Consider the following 24,380-nt stretch of genomic DNA (forward strand, 5'->3'; position numbering starts at 1 on the left):
AAACATTAGTCCCTATAAATGAAAAAACTATCACTTTTATTAATTTGCCTTTTTACTCTTTATAATTCAAAGGCTCAGGAATCAAGACCAATCGTAACCGGAGTTCCTTTTCTATTAGTTGCTGCAGACGCGAGAGCAGCAGGTTTGGGCGACCAGGGAGTCGCTACTTCTGCCGACGTTTTCTCACAACAATGGAATCCGGCAAAATACGCCTTTTCAGAAGACGCACAAGGTCTTTCTATCAGTTACACTCCTTACCTAACAGATCTTGCAAATGACATTTCTTTGGGTCAGGTAACCTATTACAATAAAATCAATGAACGAAGCGCATTTGCAGGAAGTTTTCGTTATTTTGGTTTTGGGGGAATTGAACTAAGATATACCGGAGATCCAAATGAAGCGGTACGTACAGTAAATCCAAACGAATTTGCTTTAGATGGCTCTTATTCACTAAAATTAAGTGAAGAATTCTCTATGGCAGTTGCTGCACGTTTCATCAATTCTAATTTAAAAGTTGCTTCAGAAGAAGTTGACGCATCTGCCGCAAGTACATTTGCGGTTGACATTGCTGCCTTTTATCAGTCTGAAGAAATTGCTTATCAGGATTTCAACGGAAGATGGAGAGCTGGTATCAACATGCAAAATTTAGGACAGAAAATCAGTTATGACAGAGACGATTTAAGCTCAAACTTCTTACCTGCCAATTTAAGATTAGGAGGCGGATTTGAATTTATTTTTGATGATTACAATAAACTTGCTGTTAGTGCAGAACTTACTAAACTTTTAGTTCCTACTCCTCCGGGAATTCAGGCTGCTGTTGACGGAAACGGCGATGGCGATTTTAATGATCCGGAAGATATTACACAACAACAAGCAACAGACGCCGCTTATAACAACTATAGAAATATCGGATGGGTTTCGGGAATATTCAAATCATTTGGAGACGCTCCAGGCGGATTCAGCGAAGAGATGAAAGAAGTCACCTATAGCCTTGCTGCAGAATATATGTATCAGGATGCATTTGCAATGCGTTTAGGATACTATCACGAAAGTCCGGAAAAAGGTGCTAAACAGTTTTTCTCTTTAGGAGCCGGGTTTAAATACAACATCATGAAAATAGACGTTTCTTACCTGTTCTCTGCTTCAAAAATAAAAAACCCTTTAGAAAACACACTTCGTTTCTCTTTAACGTTTAACTTTGGAGATAAATACGAGACGTATTAAGAAAACAGACTAAAATAAAAATAATACAATCCAAATTCCGGCATTTTAGGAATTTGGATTTTTTTTCCCTTAAAAACAGATGAAAGAAATCAATATAACAACTTCATTTACAATATTTGATAATTTAAGCGAGCTGACTGAAGAAATTCAGAGCTTAATGAACCAGGCAATTGAAATTAGAAAGAAAGCGTATGCACCTTATTCAAAGTTCAGAGTTGGTGCAGCCTTACTTTTAGATAATGGAAAAATTGTTTTGGGCTCCAATCAGGAAAACGCCGCTTATCCATCCGGACTTTGTGCTGAACGAACTGCAATTTTTTATGCCGGAAGCGCATATCCGGAAGCCAAAATTTTAAAAATGGCAATTACAGCTGCTTCAGACACTAATCAAACCACTGCTCCAATTCCGCCTTGTGGTTCTTGCCGACAATCAATTGCAGAATATGAGATAAAACAAGAAACTCCTATTGAAATCTATTTTATGGGTGAAATTGGCGAAGTTTATAAATCATCATCATTGAAAAATTTACTCCCATTAATGTTTGATAAAAAGTTCTTGTAAAAAAAAGCCAAAAAGTAGTCATTAAATTTTAGTTCTTAAATGTAATGTCTTATTTTTGCATCCCGACCTTTCGGGCGCAAATTTGTGGGAGGAAACTATTTTGCGTTACAGGCACAATAATCGATAACACAAACAACTTTAGCAAAAGAAAGAATTCAGATGAAAGAAGTTACAAAAGAGGTATATTTAAAGTGGTATGAAGACATGCTACTTTGGAGAAAGTTTGAAGACAAACTTGCAGCATTATACATTCAACAAAAAGTTAGAGGTTTTCTACACCTATATAATGGTCAAGAAGCTGTATTAGCTGGCGCACTGCACGCTATGGATTTGACCAAAGACAAAATGATTACTGCTTACAGAAACCACGTGCAGCCAATCGGTATGGGCGTTGATCCAAGAAACGTAATGGCAGAACTTTTAGGAAAAGCAACAGGAACTTCTAAAGGTATGGGAGGTTCAATGCACATTTTCTCTAAAGAGCACGGTTTTTATGGAGGTCACGGAATCGTAGGTGCTCAAATTCCTGTAGGAGCTGGTATTGCTTTTGCGGACAAATATTTTAACACTGGCGGTGTTACCATGACTTACTTTGGTGACGGAGCTGCCAGACAAGGTTCTCTTCACGAAGCTTTTAATATGGCTATGTTATGGAAACTTCCGGTTGTATTTATCGTTGAAAACAATGGTTATGCAATGGGAACTTCTGTAGAAAGAACTGCAAACCACACTGACATCTGGAAATTAGGTTTAGGTTACGAAATGCCTTGCGGACCTGTTGACGGAATGAACCCTGTAAAAGTTGCTGAAGCAATGCACGAAGCGATCGAAAGAGCTCGTCGTGGAGACGGACCAACTTTCCTTGAAATGAAAACGTACCGTTACAGAGGACACTCTATGTCTGATGCACAATTATACCGCTCTAAAGAAGAGGTTGAAGAATACAAAAAAATCGACCCAATTACTCAAGTTCTTGACGTAATCTTGGATCAAAAATATGCTACACAAGAAGAAATCGAAGTAATTGACCAAAGAGTTAAAGACTTAGTTGAAGAGTGTGCGAAATTCGCTGAAGAATCTCCATACCCAGACTTACAACAATTATACGATGTAGTATACGCACAAGAAGACTATCCATTTACACCTCATAAATTATAAGAATTATGGCAATTAAAGTAACTATGCCTCGTTTGAGCGATACAATGACGGAAGGAACGGTAGCGACTTGGCTTAAAAAAATAGGCGATAAAGTAAGCGAAGGAGATATCTTAGCTGAAATTGAAACAGACAAAGCAACAATGGAGTTCGAATCTTTTAACGAAGGAACTCTTTTACATATCGGAATTCAAGAAGGAGAAACTGCTCCTGTTGATTCATTATTAGCTATCATTGGTAAAGAAGGAGAAGATATTTCTGCTCTTTTAGCTGGTGGTGATGCTCCTGCTGCCGAAGCTCCAAAAGCGGATGCTCCTGCTGCTGAAGCAAAAACTGAAACTGCTGCTCCTGCAAAAGCAGCTGAATTACCAAAAGGAGTTATAGTAGTAACTATGCCTCGTTTAAGTGATACAATGACGGAAGGTACAGTAGCAACCTGGCTGAAAAAAGTTGGAGATACTGTAGCTGAAGGAGATATTTTAGCAGAAATTGAAACAGACAAAGCTACTATGGAGTTTGAGTCTTTCAATGCTGGAACATTATTATACATCGGAATTCAGGAAGGAAGTACTGCTCCAGTTGACAGTTTATTAGCTATCATCGGACCTGCAGGAACTGACATTTCCGGAGTTGCAGATAACTTTACTGCCGGAGGCGCTGCGACTGCAAGTGCTCCTGCTGCAGAAGAAAAAGCTGCACCTGCTGCTGAAAAAGCACCTGAAGCTGCTACTGAAACTTCAAACGGAGGAAGAATTTTAGCTTCACCATTAGCTAAAAAAATCGCTTCTGATAAAGGAATTCAATTAAGCCAGGTTAAAGGATCTGGAGAAAACGGACGTATCGTGAAAAGCGACATCGAAAACTTTACTCCTGCTGCTCAGGCACAAACTTCTGCTGTTGCACCTGCTGCAAAACAAGAAGCTTCTGCTCCTGCTGCACCAAAAGTATTTGTTCCTGCTGGAGAAGTTTACACAGAAGAGATCAAAAACTCTCAAATGCGTAAAATCATTGCTAAACGTCTTGCAGAATCTTTATTCACTGCTCCTCACTACAACTTAGTGATCGAAGTAAGCATGGACGAAGCAATGCAGGCTAGAGCTGCTATCAATAGCGTTCCGGATACAAAAGTATCTTTCAACGATATGGTAATTAAAGCTTGTGCATTAGCATTGAAAAAACACCCGAAAATCAACTCTCAGTGGAAAGAAGACGCTATCATCATCAACCACCACGTAAACATTGGTGTTGCTGTAGCTGTTGAAGACGGATTAGTAGTTCCTGTATTGAAATTTACAGACGCTATGAGTTTATCTCAAATTGGTGGTTCAGTAAGAGATCTTGCCGGAAGAGCTAAAAACAAAAAATTAGGTCCACAAGAAATGGAAGGAAGTACTTTTACAGTATCTAACCTTGGCATGTTTGGTATTACTGAATTTAATTCAATTATTAATCAGCCAAACTCTGCTATCCTTTCTGTAGGTGCAATCGTTGAGAAACCAGTAGTTAAAAACGGTCAAATCGTAGTTGGAAACACCATGATGTTATCATTAGCTTGTGACCACAGAACAATTGACGGAGCAACTGGAGCTCAGTTCTTACAAACATTAAAACAATACATCGAAAGCCCAGTTACAATGTTGGCGTAATCTTTGTTAATTTTATAATTAAATCCCGTTTTGTTTATTCAAAATGGGATTTTTTATTTAATTTTCATCCTCAAATTCAAAACCTCATAAAATGAAGAAACTAATTCTTGTGGCTTTATTTCTGACAGCAATTGCCTGCCAGAAAAAAGAGAAAACAGAAAAGACTACAGCTGCTGTTATAGACGAACACAGTTACTCTAAACCAGAACTTGCTGTTACAAAACATCTTGATCTTGATATCAAAGTTGATTTTGACACTCAGACAATTTCAGGAAAAGCATCTTGGACGATTGACAACATCAGTAAAGGAAATGAAATTATTTTCGACGAAAACACTTTAAACATTACAAAAGTTACTCTTGGCGACGAAGAAAAAGAAACTAAATTCGAACTTGGAAAAGACATTGAATTTCACGGAAAACCGCTTCATATTACTATTGAACCAAATACAACCAAAGTAAACATCTACTACAGCACAACTAAAGATGCTGTAGCATTACAATGGCTAAAACCAGAACAAACGGCAGACAAAAAGAAACCATTCTTATTCTCTCAGGGAGAAAGTATTTGGTCACGCACCTGGATTCCGTGTCAGGATTCTCCGGGAATTCGTTTTACTTACAATGCAAAAGTTACCGTTCCTAAAGATTTGCTAGCGGTTATGAGTGCTGTAAATCCGCAGAAGAAAAATGATACCGGAGTCTATACTTTCAAACAAGACAAAGCAATTCCGTCTTATTTAATGGCAATTGCAGTTGGAGATATTGAATTTCAAGCAATCGACAACAGAACAGGAGTTTATGCAGAACCATCTATGCTAAAAAAATCAGCTTATGAGTTTGCCGAACTAGGAAAAATGGTTGTAGCTGCTGAAAAATTATATGGACCTTACCGTTGGGGACGTTACGATGTTTTAGTTTTACCTCCAAGTTTCCCTTACGGCGGAATGGAAAATCCAAACTTAACTTTTTTAACTCCAGGCGTTATTGCTGGCGATCGTTCCCTAACAAGTTTATTAGCGCACGAATTAGGCCACAGCTGGAGCGGCAACTTAGTCACAAACGCTACATGGGATGATATTTGGTTAAACGAAGGCTTTACAACTTATGTAGAACACAGAATTGGCGAAGCAATCTTCGGAAAGAAAGAATTTGAAATGCAGAATGTTATCACTAACAAAGAACTGATTGATAATGTTGCTGAATACGGAGACACAAGTCCAGATACAAGATTAAAAGTTAGTCTTACAGAGAGAAATCCGGATGACGGAATCAGCATGATTCCTTATGTAAAAGGATATGCTTTTTTAAGAGTTATTGAAAATGCCGTTGGACGTGACAAATTCGATCCGTTTATTAAAAATTATTTCGATTCTCATGCTTTTCAATCTATTACAACAGAAGATTTTGTAAAGTATTTAAACGAAAATCTTATCAAAGGAGACAAAGCTTTAGCAGACAAAATCAAATTAGAAGATTGGATTTACAAACCTGGAATTCCATCAAACATAACTCCTGTAAGTTCAGCTGATTTTGATGCTATTGACAAAATCCAAAAAAGCTGGAGAGAAACTGGCGTTGTAGGCTTAAGCAAAAAAATTACTACCACTGCAGAAAAACAGCATTTTATAGATCATCTTCCTGCTGATATTACAGCAAAAGAAATGGAAGCGATTGACAACGAATTCAACTTTACAAAAGGCGGAAATTTCATTATAAAACGCCAATGGTTTGTCCAGGCATTAATTCATCAATACAAACCTGCTTATCCTTCTATTGAACAATTTTTAATTGGAATCAGCAGAACGGGCTCTGTAATGATGCTTTATAAAGAAATGGTTAAAACTCCTGAAGGAAAAGTTTGGGCAAAACAGGTTTTTGATAAAGCTAAATCTGGTTATCATACTACTACTATTCAGGCTGTTGAAGGGGTTTTGAAATAGGCTTTTCCAAGAATATAATTTTTAAAAACGGATTGTTCTAAGGACAATCCGTTTTTTTTACGCTTAGTTTTTTATTTCTAGGAACGAGAAATCGCACTAGAAATTCCGCAAAACAATCAACACAATCTTGTCATGAATGACAAACCGGGCGTAAAAGCCAAACGGAACGTTTATAATCTTTGTCGAGCTTCTCGCGGAGATTTCTCCTTCGTCGAAATTGACAAACTTGAACCGAAAACTAAGTCGAATAGCCCCAATCTTTGTCGAGTTTCGTATGTGATCCTTCCCTCGTCAGGATGACAAACTATGCGAAAAACACTCTTATGAAACCGAGTGTCCTAGCCCCGATAGAAGTGGAAATCCTTTTGTGCCGGGGTTCGGCACAAAAGATTGGAACGGATAGCGGGAAACAGCTCCTGAAAAACTTTATCATTAAAACCGAAACACCAAGACAATTCTTCACTAAAAAAAGTCAGGGAAAATTGTCCATCACATAGCGTACATTCTCCATGTCCCAAAACCTGTAATCGTCGCAACTTTGTAATGTCAAAAGACAATAACAAATAATAACTTTAAAAATTAAATACAATGGCACGATTAACAGCATTAAACCCAGAAGAAGTAACAGGAAAAACTAAAGATTTATTCAACGCAGTTCAGGCAAAATTAGGCGTTGTACCAAACATGATGAGAACAATGGGAAATTCTCCGGCAGTTTTGGAAGGATATTTAAATTTAAGCGGCGCATTAAGCCATGGAAAATTAAGTGCAAAAACAGGTGAATTGATTGCATTAGCAGTTTCAGAAAGCAACTCGTGTGATTACTGTTTGGCAGCGCACACTTTTATTGGAGAAAGATTAATAAAAGCAGATCCGGCAGTTTTACACGCAGCAAGATCAGGAAATTCTACAGATGCTAAAACTGAAGCGATTTTACAATTGGCTAAAACATTAATAAGCAAAGGCGGTTTAGTAAATGATGAAGATGTGAATAAAGCCAAAAATGCAGGGGTTTCTGATGCTGAAATTGCAGAAACTATTGGTCATGTAGCTTTAAATGTTTTAACAAACTATTTCAACAACGTAGCAAACACAGAAATTGATTTCCCAACTGTTTAATCAAAAGTGGAACAATCATTATAACAAAAAACAATTTATAAAGATAGTTGTGAATTTATTTCATAGCTATCTTTATACTTTCAAAAATGAAACTGAATATGAGCTCTCAAAATGTTTTTACTTTAATAAATCCGCAGAATGGGAATTTGGCTTTTAAAATCCTTCCTTTTGAAGACAACAGCTATTTTGATCATTTACAGCGAAATAATTATTATTCTTTAATCTGGGTAACCAAAGGAAAAGGCAAAGTAAAAGCCGATTTTGCTGAACATCATTTTGAAGAAAACTCTCTTCTCGCCTTTTCACCTTATCAGCCCTTTATGCTTTGTGTGAGCGAACCAATTGAAGGAATCGCGATTCATTTTCATCCTGATTTTTATTGTATTCACATGCATCAAAAAGAGGTTTCGTGTAATGGCGTTTTATTCAACAATATCTATCAGCCACCGTATGTTCAGGTTACAGAACAAGCTTCACAAACTTTTAATATGGTTATTGATCAAATGAAAGCCGAAATCCAAAATGCTGAATTGGCGCAGTATGAATTGCTTATTTCTTACTTGAAAATCTTTCTAATTACAGCTTCAAGATTAAAAACAGAACAATTGGAAGAAATGAAATCGGTTCCGGATTCTAAAGAGCCTGTAATTCTTCAAAATTTAAAAGACGCGATTGAACTAAATTTCAAAACCAAACATTCCGCTGGAAATTATGCTGAATTATTAAATATTTCCCCAAAAGCGCTGGCCAAAATATCTAAGAATTATTTCAACAAAACTTTAACCGATTTAATTTCGGAAAGAATCATTATTGAAGCTAAAAGAGAATTGTATCTAACCAGCAAAACAGTCAAAGAAATTGCTTATGAATTGGGCTATGACGACGAACATTATTTTAGTCGTTTCTTTAAAACCAATGCCGATGTTTCGCCTCAAATTTATCGTGAAACTGTAGGATTTGGAAAAATGGACGCTTAGTTTAGAGTTTTCAGTTTTCAGTCACAGTTTTCAGTAATTATTAGGTCTGAAAACTGTGACTGAAAACTGCGACTATTTATTCTTCGCTTCAATCCATTTTGACATATACATGGTGCTTTTATAAGCGTGATGCTGGAGCAGATTTCCCATAAAATTATGAAGACGATGACTTTCGGAATTAACTAAAAGTGAATTTGTCAACGAAATTAATTTATCTGAATAATCCTGTTTTTGATAACATTTATTGATAATGTTGATTCCGTTTTTCTGAGCTTGTTTCCATAGATTTTCATCTTGATAAAGTTCAATTGCTTTTTTTGCAAAAGCTTCCGGATTATCTTCAATACAACCATTCCATGGCAAATCTAAATGCATCGCTTCTGAACCAATTGAAGTAGTTACACTTGGTGTTCCGCATTGCATGGCTTCTAGTAATTTTCCTTTTAAACCTGCACCGAAACGAATTGGAGCTAAAACTATCCTGGCTTTTTTTACTACTTCATTGGCATTTTCTGCCCTTCCCATAATAAAAAAACCATTTTTGGGTTGATGTAGCTGTAATACTTTTTGTGAAGGATAAGCACCGTAAACTTCTAAAACCGCTTCTGGAAATTCTTTTTTTAGAAAAGGCCAAATCGATTCTTTTAAATGTTGAACGGTATTCCAATTCGGTTCATGAAGAAAATTTCCGATGAAGACAAAATTCTTACGATCTTCAAAAGGAGACAATTTCAATAACTCTTCTTCATTCATTTTATCCACTAAAAAAGGAAGATAAAAAAGTAACTCTTTGTTTATTTTAAAAACATCTTCGAGAATATTCATTTCAAATTCTGAAATAACCAAGGACAAATCACATCTTAAAATACTGGCGATTTCTCGTTTTGCTACTTCTTCAGATAATAAATCAATTAGCTCAAAATTTCTGTTTTCTTTAAAAGCTTTTTGTCTAGCTGTTCTTAAGCAATGTAAATCTTCAGTATCTAAAATTCGGATTGCTTTTGGACAGTTTTCAATTACTCTCCATCCAAATTGTTCTTCGATCATAAATCGATCAAACAAAACAACATTAGGATTTAATGCTGCTATAAAATCATCAAAACTGGAAGAATTAAGTTCTATGCTTTTTTTCTCAACTCCAAATTCAGCTAAATCAACCATAAAATCACTGTCCTGCGCGGCGCTGGCAAAGGTAATTTCGAATCCATTTTCTTTGAAAACAGAAATCAGTTGCATCATTCTTCCGCCCGCCGCAGACGAGTTGGGTTCCGGCCATACAAAGCCAATAATTAAAAGTTTTTTCAGCCGTTCCATTTTAATTGGTTTCATTTTACAAAATAATGCTTTTTTGAACGTTTTTGCACCATTTTTACTGACTTTTGGTTGTAAAAAAAGACTAATTTTGCAGCATATAAATTACGCCGCCATGTTAGGATTAAAATTAGCCACAGACCCACGCTGGGTAAATATCGTCGAATCAAATATCGAAGAAATCTTGACCGACCACGCCTGGTGTGAACAAAAAGCTGCTTCAAACGCCATTAGCATTGTAACTTACAATTCTGAAATAGAAGAATTGGTAACCGAAATGCTTGTTATTGCAAGAGAAGAACTGGAACATTTTCAGATGGTTCACGACATCATAAAACAGCGCGGACTTACTTTAGGCCGAGAAAGAAAAGATCATTATGTAAATGAACTTTTTAAATTCATGAAAAAAGACGGAAGCAGAAGAGATGCTCTTTGCGATCGCTTATTGTTTTCTGCGATGATTGAAGCCAGAAGCTGCGAGCGGTTTAAAGTACTTTCTGAAAACATTCAAGATCCGGAATTAGCCAAATTTTATCGCGATTTAATGATTTCTGAAGCCGGACATTACACTACATTTTTAGGATTCGCCAGAAAATATCAGGACAATATAGACATTGATAAAAGATGGAAAGAATGGATTGAATATGAAGGTTCTATTATTACCAATTATGGTAAAAGTGAAACCGTGCACGGATAAATTACACTCTTTTTTGATTCTATTTTATATCTAAATACCACAATTCGCTATGCAAAAAAGTAAATCCAGATCGATCGTATTTAAAATTGCGAAGTATATCGGAATCACTTTCGCTGTTCTTTTAGGATTACTATTTTTAACGCCTGTCGTTTTTGAAGATCAGATTAAGGAACAAATTAAGAAAACAGCTAACGAAAAATTAAGTGCAGAGCTTAATTATTCTGATGTTTCAGTTTCTTTTTTCCGTCATTTCCCTTCTTTAACTTTAACATTAGACAATTTAAGTCTTAATGGTTCGGCTCCATACAAAAACGAAAAATTTATCACAGCGAAAGAGGTTTCTTTTGGAATTAACGTTGCTAGTTTGATTTTCAGCAAATCGGTAAAAATCGACCAGATTTATTTGTCTGATTCTTTCATCAATGTAAAAGTAAATCCAAACGGAGAAGCAAATTACAACATTTACAAATCTCAGGAACAAGCTTCAAAGTCTAAAGACAGTAGTGATACGGCTTTAAAACTGGAACGAATTGAGATTTTAAACAGTAAAATTATTTATGACGATAAATCGACAAAAGTTCATTTTGATGCTTTTGGATTTAATTATTTAGGAAAAGGAGATTTAAACAAAGCGGTTTTTGATTTGTACTCAAAAGCTAAAATCGAAAAACTAAATATTGTTTATGAAGATGAACCTTATTTAATGAACAAAAAGATCGATGCCGATTTGATTACTAAAGTAAACATCAACTCGCTTTCGTTCTTTTTCCAGCAGAACAACTTAAAAATCAATCAGCTTTTGGTCGATTTTAAAGGTAAATTTGACATTTTAAAAGATGGCTACAACATGGATTTTGTGATTAAATCTGACAACAGCAAGCTGTACGACGTTTTTACCGCCTTTCCTCCAAAATATATCACCTGGCTTGCTCAAACTGAATTAAAAGGAAACACCAACCTTCTTTTTACTTTGAAAGGAAAATATATTACATCACAGAATATTGCCCCAGACCTTAATTTAGACGTAAAAATAAACGATGGATTTGTCAATTATAACAAAAGTGCATTTCCTGTTTCTAACTTAAATTTAGACATTAAAACAAAAGTTCCGTCTCTAAATCCGGACTTAGTAATTGTTGATGCTCAAAATTTATCTTTAAGCATTAATCAGGATTATTTAAAATCGAAGTTTATTGTTAAAGGCGTAAATACGCCGGATATCAATGGAGATTTTAAAGCTAAAATTGACCTTGAAAAACTGATTAATGCTCTTGGAATTCCGGACATAAAACTAAAAGGAAACCTACTAAGCGACATTAAAACAAACGGAGTATTTGATCAAAAAAACAAACGTTTTCCTGTAACGAATGGTACAATTAATCTGGAAAATGGTTATTTGAAAACACCTTATTATCCAAATCCGATTACGAACATTACGATCAAATCTAAAATTGAAAATCAAAAAGGAACTTTTCAGGATCTGAAAGTAAACCTAAAACCAACTCAATTTACTTTTGAAGGAAAACCTGTTTTTGTTGAAGCAGATTTAAGCAATTTTGATGATTTGACTTATGATGTAAAGGCAAAAGGAGAATTGGACGTTAATAAAATCTATAAAGTATTCTCACAGAAAGGACTTGATTTAGATGGTTTTGTAAAAGCCGATTTGGTTTTGAAAGGAAAACAAAGCGATGCTGAAAAAGGAAATTACAGCAAATTACACAACAAAGGAACTCTTGAGTTGAGAAACATTGGAATTGCTTCTGAATTTCTTCCAAAGAAATTTGTGATCAAAGAAGGGATTTTTAAAATCAATCAGGACAAAATGTCGTTTAATAATTTCTTAGCCGCTTATGGGGAATCTGATTTTAAAATGAATGGTTATCTGCAGAATGTAATCAATTACGTAACAACAAATACTGGTGTTTTAAGAGGCTCTTTTAAAGTAACTTCAAGATATATCAATATCGACGAATTTATGTCTAATGCACCTGAAAGCACGCCCGTAACGCAGACTCAAAATTCTGCTCCGAAAAAAGAAACACAGACAAACGAAACCGGAGTAATCGTTATTCCAACCAACTTAGATTTACAATTACTGGCAAATGCTCAAAAAGTAAATTTTGACAAACTAAATTTAAATAGCGCTGTCGGAAATTTAAATATGAACAAAGGAAAGCTTACAATGCAAAATACCGGTTTTGATTTAATTGGCTGCAAAGTGGATATGACTGCAAATTACCAAGCTGTAACAACCAAAAAAGCGAATTTTGACTATGCGATAAAAGCTTCAGATTTTGATATTAAACGAGCTTACAATGAAATTGAAGTTTTCAGAAAAATGGCAACCGCTGCAGAAAAAGCACAAGGAATTGTTTCTTTAGATTATAAATTAAAAGGGCGTTTAAATGCCAACATGGAACCTGTCTACCCATCACTTGTTGGAGGCGGAACACTTTCTGTAAAAGATGTAAAAGTTCGTGGTCTGAAAATGTTTAATGCTGTTAGCAAACAAACAAACTCAGAATCAATGAAAAATCCTGATGTTTCTAAAGTGGACATCAAAACTACAGTTAAGAACAACATCATCACTGTCGATCGTTTTAAATTTAAATTTGCGGGCTTTCGACCAAGAATTGAAGGCACAACAAGCTTAGACGGTAAACTGAACTTAAAAATGCGCTTGGGACTTCCGCCTTTTGGAATTTTCGGAATTCCATTAACTGTTACGGGAACTCAGGACAATCCTAAAGTAAAAGTAGGACGTAAGACTGAGGATTTGGAAGAAACTAAAGACACGGAAGAATAAATCTCAATTTTGAAATTCCAAATTTCAAATCTTTTTGCTAAAGCTCGAATCCGAATTCCCTTTTTTCAAATAAAGCATTCCAAAAGTTATAATAAAAATGGTCTCCAAAAGAATAAAAATAGTTTTAATAATAATTGCGAACTTAGGATTCTTATGGGCTATTTACAACATGTTTTATTACAAAAAAGCTTCTTTTGACACTTCTGAAAAAGCCCAAATAAGTACAGATAAGATAATCAAAATAAGTAGCGAGGCAGGAAACTGGGAATGGAATAAAATAAATTATGATTTTTACAAAGAATTCTATTTTGACTTAAACAAAAATGAAATCATTGAATTTTGCAAGATTGCAAATTCATCAAATGCAAAATATATTGAAAACATTCGAGCCGAAAAATGGATTGAAATAGAAATCAAAGAAAACACATCTAAAACGACAATATATTTGAAACAGAATATTGAAAATGAAATATACTTTGAAATCGATCATAAAACTTTTGAAGGAAAAGAATTAGAAAAATATATTCAAAAACATGTAAGGGAGCAGCTTTAAAATCAAAATATATAGAATAAAATTCCAAATATTTGAAGTATCAATTCCAGACCTTTGTCAAAGCATAAAACCTTGACAAAGGTTTTTTCTTTTACAGACAATCAAATTACAAATAGTAGCTTGGAAAAATACAAAATTCCTTTCCCTAAAACCCATAATAAAGCAGCAAGACCCAACAATTTCCAAGCCCAAGAATTCCCTCTTTTCCAACTCGAAAAGAAAGCAAAAATCTCCAGGTATTTTAGAATGACAAACAAACAACTTCCTATCAGTGAAAACCAGATTAGTTCATTTGAATGCATCTCATAACTATACAGGAATACAAGAACTAAGAATAGAACTGCAATAAACTGCAAGTAATAATAGTTCCTTAAATTATACTTACAATTCACTTTTGAGGACAGAATCAGAAATGAAAAAATCTCCAAACTTATAAATGCTGCAATAACATTATAAAAAGCAGTATTCCATTGCAAAATGAGTACAACAGTTAAAACAATTGCTATAACAGTACATGCACCAAGAGAATTGATACTTCTTGCTCTATACCCTTCATTTTTAAAAGGGAATAAAATTGGATAAATATATTTTTCTAAATTCCGCCAAAAAGGCAATGCATAAATAGAAGCAATTCCTGAAATCACAATTTCATAATTATAAAAAATATCAGCAGGAACTTTATACAAGACAGACCAAAGCGCCAATGTAACCAAAACAGCCGGGAGACATATTGTTTTTATGGTTTCCCACGGCTCTTTTCCCCAGAAATTACTTTCTATCTCAAAAATATATTTTTTAACCCAATATTCTTTAGTAAACAAGGCCGTTGACTGACTCCATAATAAGAATAAGCCCAAGTGAATAATCACAGTTCGCACTACAAAATCTTCAATAGAAACTGCATAAAACACACAAGCGATTCCAACTATCAACAATTCACAAGTCAATAATAAAGGAGAAAACAAATACCTCAAAACAGGCTCTAAACGCTTAAGAAGAAATCCAATTAACAAACTCCAATACTTTTTAAAAAGCGCAATAACAGCACAAATGGCTATAAAAGCCGACAAATAAAACATCCAATTGGTCAGCAATTGTGTTTGCATCCAGATTTGAACTGCAGAGTTTTTTTGAGGTTTATAAACAACACTGGAATTTTCAAAAATCTGCTGCGCTAATTCGTCTCTTGTTTTAGCATCAAGTTCTGAAAACTGATTTTTGTTTTCCTGCCAAAACTGATCTGTTTTGCAGCCGTTTCTTTTTAAAACTTCAAATTCATACAATGTATTTCTTTGTTTTTCATTTAATGAACTTAAATGACTTACGATATTTTCTGAAGGAGTATTTGCATAAGCGCCAAGACAGCACAACAAAAACAGTAATAAAATCTTTTTCAAACTTTTTTATTTAAAGAGACTAAACAAATGTAAGTTTTAAAGTCTTCCCAAAAAAATCATAGAAATAAAAAAAACCCGATCATTTCTGAACGGGTTTTGTAAAAAGTAATCTATGATTATTATGCCTCGAATGGGATAATAGATACATAAGATTTGTTATCTCTTTTCTTTTGGAACTTAACAACTCCAGCAACTCTTGCGTGAAGAGTGTGATCTTTACTAATGTAAACGTTTTCACCTGGATTATGTTTTGAACCTCTTTGTCTAACGATGATGTTCCCAGCAATAGCAGCTTGTCCACCATAAATCTTAACGCCTAGACGTTTTGATTCTGATTCTCTACCATTCTTCGAACTACCGACACCTTTCTTGTGAGCCATGACGTATGAGTTTAAATATTGTTATTATTCTTTAGTAGCTTCTTTTTTTGCTTTTGGAGCTGCTTTTTTTGCTTTTGGAGCTTCTACTTCTTCAGTAGCTGCTTCTTCTGCTACAACCGCTTTTTTAGCTGCTGCTTTTTTAGTTCCTCCTGCTGCAGAAATACCTTCAATTACAATTTGTGTAAGATATTGTCTGTGACCATTTCTTTTTTTGTATCCTTTTCTTCTTTTCTTTTTGAAAACGATAACTTTATCACCTTTTAAGTGTTGTAACACTTTAGCTTCTACTGAAGCACCTTCTATAGCTGGGGCGCCTAAAGTTACATTTCCGTTATCATCTAATAAAAGAACTTTGTCAAAAGTAACTTTTGAACCTTCTTCGTTAGCTAAACGGTGAACATAAACCTTTAAGTCTTTGCTTACTTTAAATTGTTGCCCTGCTATCTCTACGATTGCATACATATCAAATTGATTTATTGAATTTTAAGGTTGCAAATATACAACTAATAATTTACTATGCAACCTATAGAAGTAAAAATATTTTATTCATAAAAAACACTGTATATCAAGCACTTTTAAAATCAAAATTCATTTAATTTAAAGTAAAAGATTGTTAAATTATCACCTTATTGTAAACAAATCTGTAATTGATAATTAAAAAAAACTATTTTTGATGTAACTAAAATCAACTCTGGTCTACCTACTCTTGTTTGATATATAAAATTATTAATCTTTATGAAAAAATCAATAATGATGTTAAGTGCTGCATTAATGCTTGGCGGAGTAGCTCATGCTCAAAAAGTAGCTTTTGAAGAATACGATTTAAACAATGGATTGCATGTTATTTTACATAACGACCCTTCCGCTCCGGTTGTTATTACATCAGTAATGTATCATGTTGGATCTAAAGATGAACGTCCGGACAGAACAGGATTCGCACACTTTTTTGAACACCTGTTGTTTGAAGGAACACAAAACATCAAGCGTGGCGAATGGATGAAAATCGTTACTGCAAACGGAGGTGTTAATAACGCTAACACATCAGACGACAGAACGTACTATTACGAAGTTTTTCCTTCCAATAGTTTAGAATTGGGTTTATGGATGGAATCTGAAAGGTTAATGCATCCTATTATTAATAAGGTTGGTGTAGACACACAAAATGAAGTTGTAAAAGAAGAAAAAAGAATGCGTTATGACAATCAGCCATACGGAAATATTCTGGCAGAGGTTAAGAAAAACATGTTCAAAAATCATCCTTACAGATGGACAACTATCGGATCTATGAAAGATCTTGATGCTGCAACTCTTCAAGAATTTCAGGCTTTTAATAAAAAATTCTATACTCCTAATAATGCTGTTTTAGTTGTTGCAGGTGATTTCGAAAAAGCAAAAACAAAAGAATGGATCGAGAAATACTTCGGACCTATTCCGAGAGGCGAAGAAGTTAAAAAACAAACTTTTACTGAGGAACCTATCACACAAACCATTAAAGCTACTTACGAAGACCCGAACATTCAGATCCCAATGATTGTGGCTTCGTACAGAACGCCTTCAATGAAAACAAGAGATGCAAGAGTTTTAGACTTAATCTCTTCTTATTTAAGTGACGGAAAAAGCTCTAAACTTTATAAAAAAATAGTTGATGACAAAAAAATGGCATTACAAATTGGTGCTGTAGGTTTTAGTCAGGAAGATTACGGAACATACATTTTATATGGTTTACCAATGGCACCTAACACAACTGCTGATATATTGAAAGAAATAGACGAAGAAATTGTAAAAATTCAAACCGATCTTATTTCTGAAAAAGATTATGAAAAACTACAAAACAAATTCGATAATAATTATATAAATGCCAATGCCAGTGTAGAAGGAATTGCAGAAAACTTAGCTTCTTATTATCTGCTTTATGGCAATGTAAATTTAATTAATACAGAAATTGACATCTATCATTCTATTACCAGAGAAGAAATTAGAGAAGTTGCCAAGAAGTATTTAAATCATAATCAACGCTTAATTTTAGATTATATTCCGACGCCTAAATCTCAAAACTAAGAATATCGAATCATGAAAAATATATATACTTTTTTAATCCTTTTATTCCTTACCGGAATTATGCAAGCACAAGATCGTCCACAACCCAAACCAGGAAACGCCCCAGTAGTCAACATCAAAAAACCGCAGACTTTTGTTTTGGCAAACGGCATGAAAGTTTTGATTGTCGAAAATCACAAATTACCCCGAGTGAGCTTTACACTTACTTTAGACAATGCACCATTTACTGAAGGTAATAAAAAGGGAGTTGACGAATTAACCAGCAGTTTAATCGGAAACGGAACTAAAAAAACTACCAAAGAAGCTTTTAATGAAGAAATTGACTTTTATGGAGCTAATATAAATTTCACTTCACAAGGAGCATACGCTAGTTCATTATCTAAATATTCAGGACGAGTTCTAGAACTTTTAGCAGAAGGTGCTTTACAGCCCAATTTCACTGAAACAGAATTTGATAAAGAAAAAGCAAAATTACTTGAAGGGTTAAAAGCTGATGAGAAAAGTGTTCCTGCAATTTCAAACCGAGTGGTTGATGTTTTAGCATTTGGAAAAAATCATCCTAATGGAGAATACCTTTCTGAGGAAACAGTAAAAAATGTCACTCTTACTGATGTTCAAAATAACTACAATATTCATTTTGTTCCTGAAAATGCATATTTAGTCATTATTGGTGACATTAAATTTAAGGAAACAAAATCTGCCGTAGAGAAATTATTCAGCGGATGGAAAAAACAAAGCACACCAAAAAACTCTTATCCGGACCCTGTAAACCCATCAAAATTACAAATTGATTTTGTAGACGTTCCAAATGCTGTTCAGTCTGAAATTTCATTGGTAAATACTGTTAATTTAAAAATGAGCGATCCTGATTTTTTCCCTGCAGTAATTGCAAATCAAATTTTAGGAGGCGATTTTAATAGTTATTTAAACATGAATTTACGCGAGCAACACGCCTGGACTTACGGCGCAAGTTCAAGTATTGGAAGCGGAAAATATGTAACTAAATTTAAGGCTAATTCAGCCGTTAGAAATACTGTAACAGACAGTGCAGTTGTTCAGTTTATTAAAGAAATTAAAAGAATTCGTACTGAAAGAGTAGATCCTGAAGTTTTAAGAAATGTAAAAGCCGGTTATATCGGAAGATTTGTGATGCAGGTTGAAAAACCTCAGGCAGTTGCACGTTATGCCTTAAATATTGAAACCGAAAAACTTCCAGCCGATTTCTACGAAAAATACATCCAGACCATCAATAATGTTACAGCCGATGATATTTATCGTGTCGCTAACAAGTATTTCTTATTAGACAATATGCGTATTGTTATTGTGGGAAAAGGCTCTGATGTTCTTTCAGGTTTAGAAAAACTTCAAATTCCAATATCCTATTTTGACAAATATGGAAATCCTGTTGAGAAACCTTCAACTAAAAAAGAAGCTCCAAAAGATATTACAGCCAAAACTGTTTTCGAAAATTACATCAAAGCAATCGGAGGAGAAAAAGCGGTTACAGCAGTAAAAACACTTTACATGAATGGTTCGACAACAATTCCGCAGGCTCCTACCCCATTAACTTTTGTTTCCAAATTAGATGCTAAAGGAAAAATGATGGTTTCACTTTCTATGGGAACTATGAATATCATGAAACAAGTTGTAAACGGAAAAAGTGCCTATATCGAGCAACAAGGACAAAGAAAGAATCTCGAAGGAGACGATTTAGTCGAAATGAAAGCAAACGCTGCTCCTTTTGAAGAATTACAGCTTGTAAAAAGAACCGACCTGAAAGTAGAAGGAATTGAACCTGTAAACGGAAGTGATGCTTATGTAATTAAAGACGGTAAAACGACTTATTACTACGATGTTAAATCCGGTTTAAAAACTGCTGAATCTAAAGTTCGCGAACAAGGCGGAAAATCAGCAGAGCAAATCACTAATTTCAACGATTATAAGGAAGTAAAAGGCGTTAAAGTTCCTTTTAACTTAGTTCAGAATGTTGGTTTCGAATTGGATATTAAAATGTCTGATGTTAAAATCAACGAAGGAGTTTCTGATACAGATTTTTTATGATCTAAGTTGCTATCCCGATAGCTATCGGGACTAAGGTACTGAGATACTAAGATTTTTGAAGGCTTTGTCAAAGTTTTAAACTTTGACAAAGCTTTTTTTTATTGAACTATTTTACAAAGTTTAAAAAAATCTTATTTCTTAGCCGACAAATAAACCCCAATCAAAATAATAAATGCACCTACTGACTGAATCGGAGTCAGCATTTCATTATCCAATAATCCCCAGAAAAAAGCAACGATTGGAATCAAATACGTTACCGATGTTGCGAAAACCGGAGACGACATCTGAATCAGTTTAAAAAACAAAATATTAGCAATTCCTGTCCCCAAAACTCCCAAAATCATTACAAAAAATATCGAATGTTGCGTTTCTGCAAAATGCATTTTCTGGCTAATATCTGTTGTACTTAAAATGATTAATGCAGGAAGAAAAAGCACTGCAAAGTTTCCGGTTGTAATGCTTATTGAATTTAAATCGTGAAGGTATTTTTTAATCAAATTAACATTAATAGCATAACTAAGCGTGGCAATTACAACCAACAGAACATATAAATAGTTTTGAGTTCCGCCAGCAGAATCTCCACTTAAAACCAACAGTAAACAACCAACAAGACCAATAAAAACTCCTAAAACCTGTCTTTTTTGAAACTGAATCCCAAAAGCTATTATTCCTAAAATCAAAGTATTTAAAGGTGTCAGCGAATTTAAAATGGCCACAATAGAACTATTTACCTGAGTTTCGGCAATAGCAAAAAGATAAGCCGGCACAAAAGTTCCAAAAAATGAAGTGATTGCCACATACTTCCACTGACGACGAGAAATTTTTCTTAAACTATTGAAACCGATAATCAATAAAAACAAAGCGGCAAAAATGATTCGGAATGAGCCAACTTGAATAGCAGTCAAACCAATTAAACCCTTTTTTATCAAAATAAAAGAGCTTCCCCAAATAAGAGACAGAATTGCTAAGTACAGCCATTTTAACTGCTTTGTTTCCATAGATCAAGTTTTAATGCAAATTTGTAATTATTTTACGAACTGACGACTCTCTTTTTATTAATTTTGCAGGCAATTAATTAGCAATTTAAAATTTATATATAATGAAAATTTCAAAAATCTTAATCGCCGCAACAATCGCTGGTTTGGTATTCGTTGGCTGTAAAAAAGAAGAAGATAAAAGCCTTCAGGTTGTAAATGCAGAAAAAAGCGCTCCAAAAGAACACAAACCAATTGCTGCAGAAAATTTACAAACAGCAAGTTTTACAATCGACGGAATGACTTGTGCTGTTGGATGTGCTAAAACAATCGAAGAAGAATTAGCCAATCTTGACGGTGTTGACAAAGCAACAGTTGATTTTGACAAAAAAACAGCAACAGTAAGTTTTGACAAAACAGTTCAAAACTCACAATCTTTAACAAAAGTAGTTCAGGAAACGGGAGATGGAAAAACATATAAAGTTTCGAATTTTAAGTCTTAATTGATTTTAATTATAGTAAAGGCGTTCAAATGAACGCCTTTCTTTGTTTAAATACCACAATAAAAAATGAAATCAGAACAAGCTCATATTACCAATCCGCTTATTGAGCAATTCAGAAAATATGGAGATCTTAGTAATGAAGCCGCAAAAGAGATTAATCTGAGAACAAAGTATTTTCTTAAAAAGAAGAATGAACATTTTTTAAAGGAAGGTCAAAACATATCCAGCTATTTTGTAATTTCAAAAGGATTAATACGCGTCTATTTTCATAGAAATGAAAAAGAAGTGAATGCCTGGTTTGGAGAAGAAAATCAGATTTTTGGTTCCATATTACCTATTTATGCCAACAAACCTTCATTTGAAAACATTCAGTTTCTTGAAGATTCAGAAATATATGCTATCTCAGTGAATGATTTAAATGAATTATATCGAATCTATCCTGAATTGAATTTAATTGGCAGAAAAATAGCCGAAGAAGTTTGTATTATTCTTGAAGAAAGAACAATGTCATTACACATCGAGTCAGCAGCAGAACGTTATGAGACATTAATGAGACTGCAACCCAATCTCCTTAACCGGATCAATCTGGGACATATTGCATCTTATTTAGGAATTACCCAGGAAACTTTAAGCAGAATCCGAAAACCATAATCGATTTTGATCTACATCAAAAAATTGCTTTTTTATATTCAAGTCCTTTGCAATTCAATATTAAATTTAAAAAAAGATGAATTGGATTGCTTTAATTATCGCTGGAATATTTGAAATTGGCTGGCCTTTGGGAATGAAAATGGCTCAACAGCCAGAGAATAATAAATTTGTCTGGATATTTACTGCTGTTTTATCAATGGTTATTAGTGGGAGCTTATTGTTTTACTCACAAAAAACAATTCCGATAGGCACCGCTTATGCCGTTTGGACAGGAATTGGAGCAGTTGGAACACTATTAGTCGGAATACTCTTTTTTGGCGATTCATCCAACATTCTTAGACTTTTATCTGCCTCTCTAATTGTTGTGGGAATCATCGGTTTAAAAATATTTTAATGATTTTAAAATAAAAAAAGGATCTAAATTGAACTGCCCCCAAAAAGTTAGACACTATTTGGGGGTAGTTCAAAGTTGAACCCTTTTTTTTATTTCCATTTCAATGTTTCCATCAAACGCTGCATATCATTCTTAACATAACTCGCAGCTGGCATAATCGAATCAAAATTTGGTTTTGCGTAAAAATACATCGAACCAATTAAAAAGTGTTTTGTGCTGTCGGTAACGTAAAACTGAGAATTTGTTGCTGCATTTCCATCTACCTGATAGAACATACCATAAACCTTTTTCTGTGGATTTAAATAGGGTTGCTCTAAAATATCATCGGCTTTAATTACATGTTCGTAAGTAAGCTTTTGAGCATCTCTTAACAACTTTTCAATATTACCATTTACAGGTTTATAAGTCAAATAAATCGTTGCTTTCATCTTTGGATAGGTAATGGCAAAACTGCATTCTTTTTCTCCTTTAATAATGGCATCCTCATTCATTTGAAAAGCAAACGGACAGTTGTTTTCAAAATTCACGTATTTCGCTTCCGGATAATCCAATCGGAGAAAGCTCGCCGGCTTTGGCAAAACATCATTTTTACAGCTTAAAACGGTTAAAGCAAGTAAAATTACTGTTATTGAAAGTATTCTATTAAACATTTTTATTTATGGTTACCTTTATTTGTTTTACACGCTTTTTGTCTACTGTTTCTACTGTAAAAACACAGTTTTCAAAAGGCACTTTTTGATCTTTTTTCGGAAAATTACCTAAAATCTCCAGAATAAATCCCGCCAGAGTTTCTGCTTCACCTTTATGAGATTCAAAAACATCTTCGTCAACATCTACAATTCTGTAGAAGTCTTTCAGATTTATTTTCCCTTCAAAAAGAAAATTATTATCGTCAATTTGTGAAAAATTCAGGTTTTCATCATCAAACTCATCACTGATATCTCCCACAATTTCTTCTATTACATCTTCTAAAGAAACCAATCCGGAAGTTCCCCCATATTCATCAACAACAATCGCCAAATGACTTTTTAGGCTCTGAAAATCTTTCAGTAGATTGTCCAGTTTTTTATTTTCAGGAACAAAAAAAGCTTCTCTAATCAAAGAAGTCCAGTCAAACTCTTCTTTATCTATATGAGGAAGTAAATCTTTAACAAAAAGCACTCCTTCAATCTGATCGATATTATCACGATAAACTGGAATTCTTGAAAAACCCGTTTCAATTATTTTCGGATAAATTTCTGCGAATGTTTCTGATACTTCCAATGCAAAAATATCAATTCTGGGACTCATTACCTGCTTTGTATCGGTATTTCCGAAAGAGACAATTCCTTCCAGTATTTTTTGTTCCTCTGTTGAAGTGCCCTCAGAATCGGTCAATTCCAAAGCCTGAGAAAGCTGATTGATTGAAAAACTATTCTTTTGTTTTCCTAATTTATGCTGCAAATATAGAGTAACAGCACGCATTGGCAAACTTATTGGAGAAAGTACTTTATCTAAAAATGCCAGCGGATAAGCAGCCCATTTTGCAAAACGAACACTATTTCTGCTAGCGTAAACCTTTGGAAGCACTTCACCAAACAATAAAATTAAAAAGGTTACCAAAATTACTTCGAGCGTAAATTTGAGTACAGGCGAACTCACATTAGCAAAAATATTCTGCCCCATATAAGCAAACAAAATAACCACTCCGATATTAAAAAAATTATTAGCAACAAGCAATGTCGCCAGAAGTTTTTTAGGTTTGTCCAGTAAATTGGAAATAATTTTACCTTTTGCCTGATTATCGTTTACAGTATCATCGATATCCTGCTGTGATAAAGAAAAGAGAGCCACTTCTGCTCCGGAAACTATTGCTGAAAGAAATAATAAAATAAATATTCCGACAAAGCCAATAATTAAATTAGTGTCTGGATTTGTAGTAAAGAATAAACTGGGCTCTGGGTCCAAATTGTATAAAATTAGTTAAA

General features: G+C 34.2%; 22 protein-coding genes. 15 read left to right on the plus strand and 7 right to left on the minus strand.

Translation table 11 applies throughout. The features are described from left to right. Window positions 1-18 precede the first annotated feature (18 nt). The 7 genes from porV (at window position 19) to ACFS3A_RS22670 (ending at window position 8,625) form a co-directional block, all read left to right on the plus strand. Window positions 19-1,224 carry a type IX secretion system outer membrane channel protein PorV gene (gene porV, locus ACFS3A_RS22640; protein WP_379827851.1) on the plus strand — a complete coding sequence of 402 codons (1,206 nt, stop codon included), beginning with the start codon at window positions 19-21 and terminating at the stop codon, window positions 1,222-1,224. Window positions 1,225-1,303: 79 nt separating this feature from the next. After that, a complete protein-coding gene (gene cdd, locus ACFS3A_RS22645) occupies window positions 1,304-1,786 on the plus strand; it encodes a cytidine deaminase (RefSeq protein WP_379827852.1) in 483 nt (160 codons plus the stop codon). Window positions 1,787-1,945: 159 nt separating this feature from the next. Beyond that, complete coding sequence (gene pdhA, locus ACFS3A_RS22650; RefSeq protein ID WP_095928018.1) at window positions 1,946-2,944, plus strand: pyruvate dehydrogenase (acetyl-transferring) E1 component subunit alpha; 999 nt, start codon at window positions 1,946-1,948, stop codon at window positions 2,942-2,944. A 5-nt stretch (window positions 2,945-2,949) separates the two neighbouring features. Then, a complete protein-coding gene (locus ACFS3A_RS22655; protein WP_379827853.1) occupies window positions 2,950-4,587 on the plus strand; it encodes a pyruvate dehydrogenase complex dihydrolipoamide acetyltransferase in 1,638 nt (545 codons plus the stop codon). Window positions 4,588-4,678: 91 nt separating this feature from the next. Beyond that, on the plus strand, window positions 4,679-6,529 hold the full coding sequence (locus tag ACFS3A_RS22660) for a hydrolase/aminopeptidase (protein WP_379827854.1): 1,851 nt from the start codon (window positions 4,679-4,681) through the stop codon (window positions 6,527-6,529). Window positions 6,530-7,117: 588 nt separating this feature from the next. Beyond that, window positions 7,118-7,648: a carboxymuconolactone decarboxylase family protein gene (locus ACFS3A_RS22665; RefSeq protein ID WP_379827855.1), complete on the plus strand. Its 531-nt coding sequence runs from the start codon at window positions 7,118-7,120 to the stop codon at window positions 7,646-7,648. A 98-nt stretch (window positions 7,649-7,746) separates the two neighbouring features. After that, a complete protein-coding gene (locus tag ACFS3A_RS22670) occupies window positions 7,747-8,625 on the plus strand; it encodes a helix-turn-helix domain-containing protein (protein WP_379827856.1) in 879 nt (292 codons plus the stop codon). Between the two features lie 72 nt (window positions 8,626-8,697). On the opposite strand, the gene ACFS3A_RS22675 is transcribed toward ACFS3A_RS22670, so the two are convergent. Next, window positions 8,698-9,939 carry a glycosyltransferase family 4 protein gene (locus ACFS3A_RS22675; protein WP_379827914.1) on the minus strand — a complete coding sequence of 414 codons (1,242 nt, stop codon included), beginning with the start codon at window positions 9,937-9,939 and terminating at the stop codon, window positions 8,698-8,700. Window positions 9,940-10,051: 112 nt separating this feature from the next. Here ACFS3A_RS22675 and miaE point away from each other — a divergent pair, with 112 nt between their 5' ends. From miaE to ACFS3A_RS22690, 3 genes are all read left to right on the plus strand, one after another. Further along, window positions 10,052-10,633 carry a tRNA-(ms[2]io[6]A)-hydroxylase gene (miaE, locus tag ACFS3A_RS22680; protein WP_289879560.1) on the plus strand — a complete coding sequence of 194 codons (582 nt, stop codon included), beginning with the start codon at window positions 10,052-10,054 and terminating at the stop codon, window positions 10,631-10,633. Between the two features lie 49 nt (window positions 10,634-10,682). Continuing rightward, the gene (locus ACFS3A_RS22685; RefSeq protein WP_379827857.1) at window positions 10,683-13,442 is read left to right on the plus strand and encodes an AsmA-like C-terminal region-containing protein; all 2,760 of its coding nucleotides are present in this window, start codon (window positions 10,683-10,685) and stop codon (window positions 13,440-13,442) included. A 97-nt stretch (window positions 13,443-13,539) separates the two neighbouring features. Next, a complete protein-coding gene (locus ACFS3A_RS22690) occupies window positions 13,540-13,995 on the plus strand; it encodes a hypothetical protein (protein ID WP_379827858.1) in 456 nt (151 codons plus the stop codon). 101 nt (window positions 13,996-14,096) lie between these two features. On the opposite strand, the gene ACFS3A_RS22695 is transcribed toward ACFS3A_RS22690, so the two are convergent. The 3 genes from ACFS3A_RS22695 to rplU all read right to left on the minus strand — a co-directional run bounded on the left by ACFS3A_RS22695 (window position 14,097) and on the right by rplU (window position 16,234). Next, window positions 14,097-15,392: a hypothetical protein gene (locus ACFS3A_RS22695; protein ID WP_379827859.1), complete on the minus strand. Its 1,296-nt coding sequence runs from the start codon at window positions 15,390-15,392 to the stop codon at window positions 14,097-14,099. 119 nt (window positions 15,393-15,511) lie between these two features. Then, a complete protein-coding gene (rpmA, locus tag ACFS3A_RS22700) occupies window positions 15,512-15,772 on the minus strand; it encodes a 50S ribosomal protein L27 (RefSeq protein WP_012023622.1) in 261 nt (86 codons plus the stop codon). 24 nt (window positions 15,773-15,796) lie between these two features. After that, entirely contained in the window at window positions 15,797-16,234 is a 438-nt protein-coding gene (gene rplU, locus ACFS3A_RS22705) for a 50S ribosomal protein L21 (protein ID WP_091493706.1), read from the minus strand. 273 nt (window positions 16,235-16,507) lie between these two features. Here rplU and ACFS3A_RS22710 point away from each other — a divergent pair, with 273 nt between their 5' ends. Together ACFS3A_RS22710 and ACFS3A_RS22715 are read left to right on the plus strand one after the other, a co-directional pair. Continuing rightward, window positions 16,508-17,830: a M16 family metallopeptidase gene (locus ACFS3A_RS22710; protein WP_379827860.1), complete on the plus strand. Its 1,323-nt coding sequence runs from the start codon at window positions 16,508-16,510 to the stop codon at window positions 17,828-17,830. A gap of 12 nt (window positions 17,831-17,842) precedes the next feature. Then, a complete protein-coding gene (locus tag ACFS3A_RS22715) occupies window positions 17,843-19,891 on the plus strand; it encodes a M16 family metallopeptidase (protein ID WP_379827861.1) in 2,049 nt (682 codons plus the stop codon). 131 nt (window positions 19,892-20,022) lie between these two features. Here ACFS3A_RS22715 and ACFS3A_RS22720 read toward each other — a convergent pair whose 3' ends face one another. Further along, complete coding sequence (locus tag ACFS3A_RS22720) at window positions 20,023-20,889, minus strand: DMT family transporter (RefSeq protein ID WP_379827862.1); 867 nt, start codon at window positions 20,887-20,889, stop codon at window positions 20,023-20,025. Window positions 20,890-20,990: 101 nt separating this feature from the next. Between ACFS3A_RS22720 and ACFS3A_RS22725 the strand changes: the two genes are divergently transcribed. The 3 genes from ACFS3A_RS22725 (at window position 20,991) to ACFS3A_RS22735 (ending at window position 22,413) form a co-directional block, all read left to right on the plus strand. Beyond that, window positions 20,991-21,368, plus strand: coding sequence for a heavy-metal-associated domain-containing protein (locus ACFS3A_RS22725; RefSeq protein ID WP_379827863.1), 378 nt, complete (start codon window positions 20,991-20,993; stop codon window positions 21,366-21,368). 66 nt (window positions 21,369-21,434) lie between these two features. Further along, entirely contained in the window at window positions 21,435-22,019 is a 585-nt protein-coding gene (locus ACFS3A_RS22730; protein WP_379827864.1) for a Crp/Fnr family transcriptional regulator, read from the plus strand. Window positions 22,020-22,095: 76 nt separating this feature from the next. Next, window positions 22,096-22,413 (plus strand): DMT family transporter, encoded by a 318-nt coding sequence (locus tag ACFS3A_RS22735; protein WP_379827865.1) that lies wholly within the window; start codon window positions 22,096-22,098, stop codon window positions 22,411-22,413. Window positions 22,414-22,502: 89 nt separating this feature from the next. Here the strand turns inward: ACFS3A_RS22735 and gldD are convergent, their stop codons facing one another. Both gldD and ACFS3A_RS22745 read right to left on the minus strand, forming a co-directional pair. After that, window positions 22,503-23,063, minus strand: coding sequence for a gliding motility lipoprotein GldD (gene gldD / locus ACFS3A_RS22740; protein ID WP_379827866.1), 561 nt, complete (start codon window positions 23,061-23,063; stop codon window positions 22,503-22,505). Beyond that, window positions 23,056-24,360, minus strand: a complete 1,305-nt coding sequence (locus tag ACFS3A_RS22745) for a gliding motility-associated protein GldE (RefSeq protein ID WP_379827867.1) — start codon at window positions 24,358-24,360, stop codon at window positions 23,056-23,058. The genes gldD and ACFS3A_RS22745 overlap by 8 nt, the downstream gene beginning before the upstream one ends. Between the last annotated feature and the right edge of the window lie 20 nt (window positions 24,361-24,380).

This window comes from Flavobacterium notoginsengisoli (assembly GCF_042686225.1).
Classification (GTDB): domain Bacteria; phylum Bacteroidota; class Bacteroidia; order Flavobacteriales; family Flavobacteriaceae; genus Flavobacterium; species Flavobacterium notoginsengisoli.